This window comes from Streptomyces sindenensis, from assembly GCF_014649035.1.
In the GTDB taxonomy this organism is placed as follows: Bacteria; Actinomycetota; Actinomycetes; order Streptomycetales; family Streptomycetaceae; genus Streptomyces; species Streptomyces sindenensis.
In genome coordinates, this window is the sequence record NZ_BMSG01000009.1 from 136146 (window position 1) to 147456 (window position 11311).

Genomic DNA, 11311 nt, shown 5'->3' on the forward strand with positions numbered 1-11311 from the left:
CTCACGCCTCCTTCGGTTCGGTGGGGGCGTTGACACGGCGCGAGCGGCGCAGCGGCGGCTGGGCGCCGAGCCGCTTCGGGTCCAGCCCGGACCACGGGCCGCCCTTCGAGAAGAACTTCGTCCGGCCCATGAGCGTCATCAGGGGCTTGGTGAAGAGGAACACCACGACGACGTCGAGCAGCGTGGTGAGGCCGAGGGTGAAGGCGAAGCCCTGCACCTTGCCGACGGTGACGATGAAGAGCACCGCGGCGGCCAGGAACGACACGAAGTCGGAGACCAGGATGGTGCGGCGGGCACGCGGCCAGGCGCGCTCGATGGCCGGTCGCAGCGTGCGTCCTTCGCGGATCTCGTCCCTCACCCGTTCGAAGTACACGATGAAGGAGTCCGCTGTGATGCCGATGGCGACGATGGCGCCGCAGACCGCGGGCAGGTTCAGCGCGAAGCCGATGGCCGGGCCCAGCAACGACATGATCGTGTAGGTCAGGATGCCGGAGACCAGAAGACTCAGCAGCGCGATGAACGCGAGACCCCGGTAGTAGACGACCAGGTAGATGATGACCAGCGCCAGACCGATCGCACCGGCGATCAGGCCCGCCCGGAGCTGCTCACTGCCGAGCGCGGCGGTCACCGTGGTGACGCTGACCTCCTTGAAGGTCAGCGGCAGGGCGCCGTAGGACAGGATGTTGCCGAGGTCCTCGGCCGACTGCTGGTCGAAGCTGCCGGAGATCTGGGCGTTCTTGCTGAGCGCCGTGCGCACCGACGGGGCGGAGACGACCTCGCCGTCGAGGACGATCGCGAACTGGTTCATCGGCGGCTGCTGCTGCGAGAGCCGGCTGGTGATCGTCTGGAACTTCTTCGCGCCCTTGGAGGTGAACTCCATGGACACGATCCACTCGCCGGTCTGCTGGTCGATGGCGCCCTTGGCGTCGTCGACGTCGCTGCCGGAGACCTCGGCGGGGCCGAGGATGTACTTCTCGTAGCTGCCCGGGACGTTCGAACCGCAGGCGACGATCGTGTCGGTGGCCTTGGCGTTCTTGCCCGCCTCGGTCCGCTGCTTGGGGTCGGTGCAGTCGAGCTTGGCGAACTCCTCCTGGAGCTTGGCCGTGGCCGGGTCCGCGGAGGGCGACGCCTCGGGGGATTCGGAGGCCTTCGGCTTGTCGGAGGCGCCGGGGGTCGGGTCGTCCTTCTTCAGGGCGCCGGTGACCGCGCGGCCCTGGGTGGTGGCGCTCGCCGAGGGGGTGGCCTCCGAACCGGTGGCCTCCTCGCCCTGGGGCTCGCCCTCGTCCTTGGCCTTGTCCTCGCCCTGGGCGGACTCACCGGGCTTCGGGGTCGCGGAGGGCGAGGAGGTGGCGGAGCCGGAGGGCGTGGGCGTCTCGGGGCCGCTCGCCTGCACCGTCAGAACAGGCCGGAAGTAGAGCTGGGCGGTGGTACCGACCTGCTCCTGGGCCTGCTTGGAGTTCGTCCCCTTGGGGATGTTGACGATGATGTTCTTGTTGCCCTGGGTCTGGACCTCGGCCTCGGAGACGCCCAGACCGTTGACCCGCCGCTCGATGATCCCGACCGCGGTGTCCATGTTGGTCGGGTTGATCGCGTTCGGCTTGCCGGGCTGGTTCTGCGCTTCCAGCGTGATCGAGGTCCCGCCGGCCAGGTCGATGCCCAGCCGGGGTGTGGTGTGCCCGGACAGGAACATCCCTCCGGCGAGCGCGACCATGACGATGAGGATCAGCGCCAGGGCACGCCCCGGCCTGCCCTGACCGCTGGACGGCCCTCGGCCCTTCTTGGGTGCTGCCACCTTCTCGTTTCTCCCTGTCCAACCGCCCCGCGCCGGGTACGCGCCCGAGCGGCCACGAAGTGTAGTGGGGACCCTGCCCCCGCGGACGACCGCACGGTCCCGGGGACGCCCCGCGCCGGTGGGCGCGCGACGTCCCCGGGATCGTGAGAACTACTTGGAGTCGGCGTCGCCGTCGGTCTTGTCCTCGCCCTTGGCGTCCCTGACGTCCTTGGCCGTGGCGTCCTCGGTCTCGGCGTCGTCGGCCACGTCGTCCTTGCCCAGGTCGATCTTGGCGACCTCGGCGTCGGCGTCACCGGTCAGCGACGAGGCGTCGTCGGGAACGACGGTGCCGTCCGCGTCGAGCTCCTGGTCGTCGCCGTGGACGATGCGGTTGTACTCCGCGTCGTCGAGAACGGCGCCGATGGCGTTCTTCGCGTAGACCGCGTGCACGCCGGGGGCGACCTCGAGGAGCACGGTGTCGTCGTGGACTTCCTTCACGGTCGCGTACATGCCCCCGATCGTGCGGACGCCGGTGCCGGGCTGCATGTCGTTGCGCATCTGCGCGGCCGCCGCCTGCTTCTTCTTGGCGGAGCGGGTCATCAGGAACATGGCCCCGATGAGCACGATGAAGGGGAGGAGAGTGATGAGATCCACGGGACGGGAATTCCTTCGCACGACCGCGACTGGAATGCGGCCTCTATATACGGGGGTGGGTACACCGACCGGTTAGGGCGGCATCGGCGGAGTCTAGATGAGTCCGCATCGATGGAACAACGCCCAGCATGGCACCCGGGTTCCTGTCCGGTCGAACCTGTGACGTATCACGCCCCGAACAGGCCCTGTTGTCCCTTTGCTCCGTGCTGCGGCGGGACCAGTCCCAGGTGGGCCCAGGCAGCGGGGGTGGCGACCCGGCCGCGCGGGGTCCTGGCCAGCAGTCCTTCCCGTACGAGGAAGGGCTCGGCGACCTCCTCGACGGTCTCGCGCTCCTCCCCCACGGCGACCGCCAGGGTGGACAGGCCGACGGGGCCGCCGCCGAACAGCTTCAGCAGGGCGCCGAGGACGGCGCGGTCCAGCCGGTCGAGGCCGCGGGCGTCGACCTCGTACACCTTGAGGGCCGCCGCGGCGATCTCCCGGTCGATCGTCCCCTCCGCCTTGACCTGGGCGTAGTCGCGGACCCGGCGGAGCAGCCGGTTGGCGATACGGGGGGTGCCCCGGGAGCGTCCGGCGATCTCGGCGGCGCCCTCCACGTCGATCACCACGTCCAGCAGGCGGGCGGAGCGGTGGACGACGCGCTCCAGCTCGGCGGGGGCGTAGAACTCCATGTGCCCGGTGAAGCCGAAGCGGTCGCGCAGCGGGGGCGGCAGCAGTCCGGCCCGGGTGGTGGCCCCGACCAGGGTGAAGGGGGGCAGCTCCAGCGGGATCGCGGTGGCGCCGGGGCCCTTGCCGACGATGACGTCGACCCGGAAGTCCTCCATGGCCATGTAGAGCATCTCCTCGGCGGGCCGGGACATGCGGTGGATCTCGTCGAGGAAGAGGACCTCGCCCTCCTGGAGGGAGGAGAGGATCGCCGCGAGGTCGCCGGCGTGCTGGATGGCGGGGCCCGAGGTGATGCGGATCGGGGCGTTCATCTCGGCCGCGATGATCATCGAGAGGGTGGTCTTGCCGAGGCCGGGGGCGCCGGAGAGCAGCACGTGGTCGGCGGTGGCGCCGCGGGCGCGGGCCGCCTTGAGGACCAGGTCGAGCTGTTCGCGGACCTTCTCCTGGCCGACGAACTCGTCCAGGTCCTTCGGGCGCAGCGCCGCCTCGACCGCGGTGTCCTCGCCGTCGGCGTCCGCGTCGACCAGCCGGTCGTCGAAGACCGGGCCGGTCGGCTCGTCGGTTTCGGGTCCGGTCTCGTCCCAGTTCATCAGGGGCCTCTTCGGTGGTTCGGTGCCGGTCAGCGTGCGCGGTTGAGAGTCTGCAGGGCGGCCCGCAGGAGCTGGGGCACGGGGGGTGCGGTGCCCTCGGCGGCGGCGGCCTCGGCCTGCGGAGCGACGGCGTTGACGGCCTCGTCGGCCTCGCGGCTCGCGTAGCCCAGGCCGATCAGGGCGGCCTGGAGCTGGTCGCGCCAGCCGGCGGTGTGGGGGGTGCCGATGCCCTGCTGGCCGATGTGCGCGCCGGCCGGTTCGCCGAGCCGGTCCTTGAGCTCCAGCAGCAGCTTCTGGGCGCCCTTCTTGCCGATGCCGGAGACGGCGGTCAGCGCCTTCTCGTCGCCGGTGGAGACCGCGAGACGCAGGGCGTCGGGGCTGTGGGTGGCGAGCATGGCCTGGGCGAGCCGGGGCCCGACGCCGCTGGCGGTCTGGAGCAGCTCGAACACCTGACGCTCGTCGTCGTTCGCGAAGCCGTACAGCGTGAGGGAGTCCTCCCGGACGACCAGGGAGGTGGCGAGCCGGGCCTCCTTGCCGACGCGCAGGTCGGCGAGGGTGTGCGGGGTGCACTGGACGGCCATGCCGATGCCGCCGACCTCGATGACGGCCGTGGTCGGGGCGAGGGCGGCCACCGGGCCGGAGACGAAGGCGATCATGCGGAGCGGCCTTTCAGCGTGCGCGGGGCGCGGGACGCGCCGGAGGTACGGGGTGCGGCGGACGCGCCGGAGGTACGAGGTGCGGCGGACGCGCCGGAGGTACGAGGTGCGGCGGACGCGCCGGAGGTGCGGGGTGCGGCGGACGCGCCGGAGGAACGGGGTGCGGCGGACGCGCCGGAGGAACGGGGTGCGGCGGACGCGTCAGGCGTACGGGGTGCGTCCGCCGCACCGGACGCGCCAGGGGTGCGGGAGATGCCCGGCGTGGCCTGCCGGCGAGAGGCGCCCGTCGTGCGGTGCGCCGCCACCGCCTGCTGGAGCCGGTTCTGGGCGGGAGCCCGCCAGATGTGGCAGATGGCGAGGGCCAGGGCGTCGGCGGCGTCGGCGGGCCTGGGCGGGGCGTCCAGTCGGAGCAGCCGGGTCACCATGGCCCCGACCTGGGCCTTCTCCGCGCGGCCCGATCCGGTGACGGCGGCCTTGACCTCGCTGGGCGTGTGCAGGGCGACCGGGATGCCCCGGCGGGCGGCGCAGAGCATGGCGATGGCGCTGGCCTGGGCGGTGCCCATCACCGTACGGACGTTGTGCTGGGCGAAGACCCGCTCCACCGCCACGTAACCCGGGGAGTACTCGTCGAGCCAGGCTTCGATGCCCCGCTCCACGGCGACGAGCCGCTCGCCCAGCTCCGCGTCGGAGGGGGTGCGCACGACGCCGACGCCGAGCATGGTCAGCGGGCGGCCCGCGACCCCCTCGACCACGCCGACGCCGCACCGGGTCAGTCCCGGGTCAACGCCCAGAACCCGCATGGAACCCCCTGTCCTCGCCGCTCGCGACGCCCACTCGTTCATCTGTTCCCGCAGGCTATCGGCTCGCACTGACAAAGCCCCGCAACCACATGACGACGGGCCGACGGGGTGTCCCCGTCGGCCCGTCGCACCGTGCTGTGCCGGCCGCGCCTCAGGCGTCGACCTTCTCCATGACCTCGTCGGACACGTCGAAGTTGGCGAAGACGTTCTGCACGTCGTCGCTGTCCTCCAGCGCGTCGATGAGCTTGAAGATCTTGCGGGCGCCCTCTTCGTCCAGCTCGACCTGCATGGTGGGCAGGAAGTTGGCCTCGGCGGAGTCGTAGTCGATACCCGCCTCCTGGAGGGCGGTGCGCACCGCGACCATGTCGGTGGCCTCACTGACCACCTCGAAGGTCTCGCCGAGGTCGTTGACCTCCTCGGCGCCCGCGTCCAGGACCGCGCCGAGGACGTCGTCCTCGGTCAGCTCGCCCTTGGGCACGATCACGACGCCCTTGCGGTTGAACAGGTACGAGACGGAGCCCGGGTCGGCCATCGAGCCGCCGTTCCGGGTCATCGCGACACGTACGTCGGAGGCGGCACGGTTGCGGTTGTCGGTGAGGCACTCGATGAGCACCGCGACACCGTTCGGGCCGTAACCCTCGTACATGATCGTCTCGTAGTCGGTACCGCCCGCTTCGAGCCCGCCGCCGCGCTTGACGGCGGAGTCGATGTTCTTGTTCGGGACGGAACTCTTCTTCGCCTTCTGGATGGCGTCGACGAGCGTGGGGTTGCCATCGGGGTCGACGCCGCCGGAGCGGGCCGCGACCTCGATGTTCTTGATCAGCTTCGCGAAGAGCTTGCCGCGCTTGGCGTCAATCACGGCCTTCTTGTGCTTCGTCGTAGCCCATTTAGAGTGGCCGGACATCTGCCTTCTCCTTCGCGTCACCAAAATCGAGTCGAACCCGAGAGATCCTACCGGGGTCCGCTCACTTCACTGCGCGCACCATGTCCACGAACAGAGCGTGCACGCGATGGTCGCCGGTCAGTTCGGGATGGAACGACGTGGCGAGGACATTCCGCTGGCGTACGGCCACGATGTGACCGCCGTGCTCGGCGATGACCTCGGCCCCGGCCCCGACGGACTCCACCCAGGGGGCGCGGATGAACACGCCCTCCACGGGGCCGCCGTCGATCCCGGCGACCTCGACCGCGGCCTCGAAGGACTCGTTCTGCCGGCCGAAGGCGTTGCGCCGCACGATCATGTCGATGCCGCCGGCGGTCTCCTGGCCGGAGCGCGGGTCGAGGATCTTCTCGGCCAGCAGGATCATCCCGGCGCAGGTGCCGTAGACCGGCATCCCGGCCCGGATCCGCTCGCGCAGCGGCTCCATCATGCCGAAGAGGACCGCCAGCTTGGACATGGTGGTCGACTCGCCGCCCGGGATGACCAGGCCGTCGACCTCCGCCAGCTCCTCGGGGCGCCGGACCGGCCTGGCCAGGGCGTCCGCCGAGGCCAGGGCGATCAGGTGCTCCCGTACGTCGCCCTGGAGCGCCAGGACGCCGATCACAGGGGTGTCGCTCATCAGTGGTTACCAGCCGCGGTTGGCGTAGCGCTCGGACTCGGGCAGGGTGTCGCAGTTGATGCCGACCATGGCCTCGCCCAGGTTGCGGGAGGCGTCCGCGATGACCTTGGGGTCGTCGTAGAAGGTGGTGGCCTTCACGATGGCGGCGGCGCGCTTGGCCGGGTCGCCGGACTTGAAGATGCCGGAGCCGACGAAGACGCCCTCGGCGCCGAGCTGGCGCATCAGTGCGGCGTCGGCCGGGGTGGCCACACCACCGGCGGAGAACAGCACGACGGGCAGCTTGCCGAGCTCGGCGACCTCCTTGACCAGCTCGTAGGGGGCGCGGAGGTCCTTGGCGGCGGCGTACAGCTCGTTGTTGTCGAAGCCGCGCAGCCGCGCGATCTCGTTCTTGATCTGGCGCAGGTGGCGGACGGCCTCGACGACGTTGCCGGTGCCGGCCTCGCCCTTCGAGCGGATCATGGCCGCGCCCTCGGCGATGCGGCGCAGGGCCTCGCCCAGGTTGGTGGCGCCGCAGACGAAGGGGGTGGTGAAGGCGAACTTGTCGCTGTGGTTGACCTCGTCGGCCGGGGTGAGGACCTCGGACTCGTCGATGTAGTCGACACCGAGGGACTGGAGGACCTGGGCCTCGACGAAGTGACCGATGCGGGACTTGGCCATGACCGGGATGGAGACGGCCCCGATGATCTCCTCGATCATGTTGGGGTCGGACATCCGGGCCACGCCGCCGTCCTTGCGGATGTCGGCGGGGACCCGCTCCAGGGCCATGACGGCCACGGCGCCCGCGTCCTCGGCGATCTTCGCCTGCTCGGCGTCGACGACGTCCATGATCACGCCGCCCTTGAGCTGCTCGGCCATGCCGCGCTTGACGCGGGCGGTGCCGGTGGCGGGGGACTCGGCGGACTGCGGGGTGCTGGGAAGCGTGGACACGGGACCTCACTCGGTGAAAGACGCTGGATACTGCATCGCCGAGCAAACGCTGTGGGGGCAGGCCACAGCAAGGGCCAATGAACAGGCCGTGGATCGTTTTGGCCCCAGATCGCCCTCCCGACCGCGCTCCGGCCCGGCGACCGTCAGGTGCCCGGCCGGTCCGCGAGGGCCACCGGCGGGGCGTCGTCCATCTCGAAGGCGAGCGGGAACGGCGCGTGCCCGGCCAGCCGGAGGAACCGGACGGTGCGGTGCCGGCGCAGGGCGCGGGCGGCGCGCACGGCGTCGTTGTGGAAGCGCCGGGCCATGGGCACGCGGCGTACGGCGGCGGCCAGTTCGGTGGCCGCCTCCACGCCGCCGGGGATCTCCTTCACCGCGTCGACCTGGGCCGGCTCGCCGAAGACGGCGCGCAGCGCGGCGCTCAGCTCGCTCTCGGCGACCTCGCGATGGTCCTCCTCGGCCTGCCGGGCGGCGTGCGCGGCCTCGTACAGGACGATCGAGGCGGCCGGGTCCAGGACGCCGGAGGTGGCCAGCTCCTGGGTGACCGAGGCGCGGCGCAGCAGTTGGGCGTCGAGGGCGGCGCGGGCGGCGTCGATCCGGGAGTGCAGGCGGTCGAGCCGGCCGGCGGTCCAGCTGAGGTACACGCCGATCGCGATCAGGGCGAGGACGATCCAGACGATGAGGGTTACGGTCACGGGCCCACACGCTACCGTCGCCGGCGGCCCCCGCTTCAACAGGAGTCCACCGAGGCCACGCACCGGCGCCCCGGTACGCGCCGCCGCCGGCCGCGGGCCCCGGCGCTCAGTCCCGCGCGAGCCCGAACCGGGCCCGCAGCCCGGAGCGTTCGTCCGCCGCGACCGACGCGGCCCCGTCGGTCACCGTCTCGTACACCGCGAGGATGTCGGCCCCCACCGTCGCCCAGTCGAAGCGCCGTACGTGGGCCTCGCCGCGCTCCCGCAGCCCCTTCCGGCGCTCCGGGTCGCCCAGCAGCCGGATCGCCGCCTCGGCCAGCGCGTCGGCGTCCTCGTTGGCGAACAGGTCGCCCGCGGCCCCCTGGTCCAGCACCTGCGCGAAGGCGTCCAGGTCGCTGGCGAGGACCGGCGCACCGGCCGACAGCGCTTCGACCAGGATGATGCCGAAGCTCTCGCCGCCGGTGTTCGGGGCCACGTACACATCGACGCTGCGCAGCAGCCGGGCCTTGTCCTCGTCGCTGACCATGCCGAGGAACTCGACGCGCTCGCGCAGCTCCTTCGGCAGCGTGGCCACCGCCTCCTCCTCGTCCCCGCGCCCGGCGACCAGCAGCCGGGCCCCGGGGCGGGCGGCGAGGATCGCGGGCAGCGCCTTCATCAGGACGGGCAGGCCCTTGCGGGGTTCGTCGATGCGGCCGATGAAGCCGAGCGTCTGGCCCTGCCACTCGGCCTTCGGCTCGGCCCCGGCGAAGAAGCCGACGTCGACGCCGTTGGGGATGACGACGGCGTCCCCGCCGAGATGCTCGACCAGGGTGCGCCGGGCGTACTCGCTGACCGCGATCCGGGCGCTGATCTTCTCCAGCGCGGGCTGCAGGATCGGGTACGCGGCGATCATCGCCCGGGAGCGCGGGTTGGAGGTGTGGAAGGTGGCCACGATCGGCCCCTGCGCCGCCCAGCAGGTCAGCAGGCCCAGCGACGGGGAGGTCGGCTCGTGGATGTGGATCACGTCGAACGTGCCGTCGTGCAGCCAGCGCCGCACCCGGGCCGCCGACAGGAAGCCGAAGTTCAGCCTGGCGACGGACCCGTTGTACGGGACCGGGACGGCCCGGCCCGCCGAGACCACGTACGGCGGCAGCGGGGTCTCGTCGTCGGCGGGGGCCAGCACGGAGACCTCGTGGCCGAGCCGGATCAGGTGTTCGGCCAGGTCCCGGATGTGGAACTGCACGCCGCCCGGTACGTCCCAGGAGTACGGGCAGACGATGCCGATCTTCACTGCGGTCCCCCCCGGGGATCCAGGTCGTCCAGCCAGAGCCGCTGGAGCATGTGCCAGTCCTCCGGATGCTCGGCGATCCCGCCGGCGAAGGCGTCGGCCAGCGCCTGCGTCATCGCGGCCGTCCTCTCCGTACGGGTGCCCTCCTCGGGCACCTCGACCGCGGGGTGGACGCGGGCGCCCATCACCGGCGTGCCGTCGTACCAGAGGGTGACCGGCAGCAGGAGCGCGCCGGTCTGCTGGGCGAGCAGCGCCGGGCCCGCGGGCATCCGGGCGGTGGCGCCGAAGAACGACACCTCGACGCCGGAGGCGGACAGGTCCCGGTCCGCGACCAGACAGACCAGGCCGCCCGCGCGCAGCCGCCGGGCCAGGGTCCCGAAGGCCGCCCCGCCGCTGTGCGGCAGCACCTCCATGCCGAGGCCCTCGCGGTAGGCGACGAACCGGTCGTAGAGGGTGGCGGGCTCCAGCCGTTCGGCGACGGTGGTGAAGGGGACCTCCAGGTCGGTGGTGACCCAGGCGCCCGCGAGGTCCCAGTTGCCCAGGTGGGGCAGGGCGAGGATCACACCGTTCCCGGCGTCCAGGCCCTCGGTCAGCAGGTGGGCGTCCTTGACGTCGATGCTCGCCCTGATCCGCTCCGGGCTCCACGTCGGCAGCCGGAACGACTCCATCCAGTAGCGCATGTAGGAGCGCATCCCGGCCCGCGACAGCTCGGCCAGCCGCGCCGGCGTGGCGTCCGGGACGACCCGCGCGAGGTTGGACTCCAGGCGCAGCACGCTCTTGCCGCGCCGCTTCCAGACCTGGTCGGCGATGGTCCGGAAGAGGCGGGCGGCGGCGGGCTCGGGCAGCGTCTTGACCGCGCCCCAGCCCAGTCCGTACAGCCCGTCGGTGAGCCGTCCCTTGAGCGTGCTCACCGGTCGGCCTCGCTCCCCTGGCCCGCGGCACCCGCGGAATCCGTGGCCGCCGGTCCCGTGACCGCCGCCTCGGCGGCGTCCGCCTCCGCCGACTCGCGGCGTACGGTCACCACCCGCTGGACAAGCGTCACGAGGCTGCCGACGGCGACGATCCACAGCGCGATCGGGAGCAGCACGTCGATGCCGGGGACACCGAACGTGTGCAGTCCGGCGAGACCGGCGGCGACCAGCGAGATCACCAGGCGCTCGGCGCGCTCCACCAGGCCGTTGACCGCGACCGGCAGCCCGATCGACTCGCCGCGCGCCTTGGTGTACGAGACCACCTGGCCGCTGGCCAGGCAGAAGATCGCGACGGCGCAGAGGATGTTGTCGTCACCGCTGCCCGCGTACCAGAGGGCGAAGCCGGCGAAGATCGCCCCGTCGGCGACCCGGTCCAGCGTCGAGTCGAGGAACGCGCCCCACCGGCTGGAGATCCCGGCCTGCCGCGCCATGTTGCCGTCGACGAGGTCGGAGAAGACGAAGATCGTGATGACGATCGTGCCCCAGAAGAACTCCCCCATCGGGAAAAAGACCAGCGCACCTGCCATCACTCCGGCCGTGCCGATGAGAGTGACCGCGTCGGGGCTGACCCCGAGGCGGAGCAGCAGAGCGGCGAACGGTGTGAGGACACGCGTGAAGAATGCACGCGCGTACTTGTTCAGCATGGCCTTCCCGAGGGTTCGGTTCGCCGGGCGGCCCCTTCGGCCACCGGCTGGCCCATCGTAGTCACGGCCGGTCCCTTCCACCGGACGGGCACCCGCCGCCGGGTGTCACCCGCCCCGGGC

At 71.8% G+C, this 11311-nt stretch carries 11 protein-coding genes and 1 pseudogene; all 12 read right to left on the reverse strand.

Annotation, left to right across the window (positions count from 1 at the left end; genetic code table 11):
* Position 1: 1 nt before the first annotated feature.
* The 12 genes and pseudogenes from secD to pgsA all read right to left on the reverse strand — a co-directional run bounded on the left by secD (position 2) and on the right by pgsA (position 11191).
* Positions 2 to 1792, reverse strand: a complete 1791-nt coding sequence (gene secD, locus IE145_RS13305; protein WP_189521156.1) for a protein translocase subunit SecD — start codon at positions 1790 to 1792, stop codon at positions 2 to 4.
* Positions 1793 to 1942: 150 nt separating this feature from the next.
* Complete coding sequence (gene yajC, locus IE145_RS13310) at positions 1943 to 2425, reverse strand: preprotein translocase subunit YajC (RefSeq protein WP_189521158.1); 483 nt, start codon at positions 2423 to 2425, stop codon at positions 1943 to 1945.
* Positions 2426 to 2592: 167 nt separating this feature from the next.
* Entirely contained in the window at positions 2593 to 3678 is a 1086-nt protein-coding gene (gene ruvB, locus IE145_RS13315) for a Holliday junction branch migration DNA helicase RuvB (protein WP_189521160.1), read from the reverse strand.
* A 29-nt stretch (positions 3679 to 3707) separates the two neighbouring features.
* Complete coding sequence (gene ruvA / locus IE145_RS13320; protein ID WP_189521162.1) at positions 3708 to 4334, reverse strand: Holliday junction branch migration protein RuvA; 627 nt, start codon at positions 4332 to 4334, stop codon at positions 3708 to 3710.
* A gap of 221 nt (positions 4335 to 4555) precedes the next feature.
* Positions 4556 to 5134, reverse strand: a pseudogene (gene ruvC, locus IE145_RS13325) (crossover junction endodeoxyribonuclease RuvC); the annotation flags it as partial.
* A gap of 151 nt (positions 5135 to 5285) precedes the next feature.
* Positions 5286 to 6038 carry a YebC/PmpR family DNA-binding transcriptional regulator gene (locus tag IE145_RS13330; protein ID WP_006123225.1) on the reverse strand — a complete coding sequence of 251 codons (753 nt, stop codon included), beginning with the start codon at positions 6036 to 6038 and terminating at the stop codon, positions 5286 to 5288.
* Between the two features lie 61 nt (positions 6039 to 6099).
* Positions 6100 to 6693 carry a pyridoxal 5'-phosphate synthase glutaminase subunit PdxT gene (gene pdxT / locus IE145_RS13335; RefSeq protein WP_189521166.1) on the reverse strand — a complete coding sequence of 198 codons (594 nt, stop codon included), beginning with the start codon at positions 6691 to 6693 and terminating at the stop codon, positions 6100 to 6102.
* 6 nt (positions 6694 to 6699) lie between these two features.
* Positions 6700 to 7620, reverse strand: a complete 921-nt coding sequence (pdxS, locus tag IE145_RS13340) for a pyridoxal 5'-phosphate synthase lyase subunit PdxS (protein WP_003970325.1) — start codon at positions 7618 to 7620, stop codon at positions 6700 to 6702.
* A gap of 143 nt (positions 7621 to 7763) precedes the next feature.
* Positions 7764 to 8312: a hypothetical protein gene (locus tag IE145_RS13345; RefSeq protein WP_189521169.1), complete on the reverse strand. Its 549-nt coding sequence runs from the start codon at positions 8310 to 8312 to the stop codon at positions 7764 to 7766.
* A 106-nt stretch (positions 8313 to 8418) separates the two neighbouring features.
* A complete protein-coding gene (locus IE145_RS13350) occupies positions 8419 to 9579 on the reverse strand; it encodes a glycosyltransferase family 4 protein (protein WP_189521171.1) in 1161 nt (386 codons plus the stop codon).
* The gene (locus IE145_RS13355) at positions 9576 to 10487 is read right to left on the reverse strand and encodes a phosphatidylinositol mannoside acyltransferase (RefSeq protein WP_189521173.1); all 912 of its coding nucleotides are present in this window, start codon (positions 10485 to 10487) and stop codon (positions 9576 to 9578) included. The genes IE145_RS13350 and IE145_RS13355 overlap by 4 nt, the downstream gene beginning before the upstream one ends.
* On the reverse strand, positions 10484 to 11191 hold the full coding sequence (gene pgsA, locus IE145_RS13360) for a phosphatidylinositol phosphate synthase (protein ID WP_189521174.1): 708 nt from the start codon (positions 11189 to 11191) through the stop codon (positions 10484 to 10486). Before pgsA ends, IE145_RS13355 begins: the two co-directional genes overlap by 4 nt.
* Positions 11192 to 11311 lie beyond the last annotated feature (120 nt).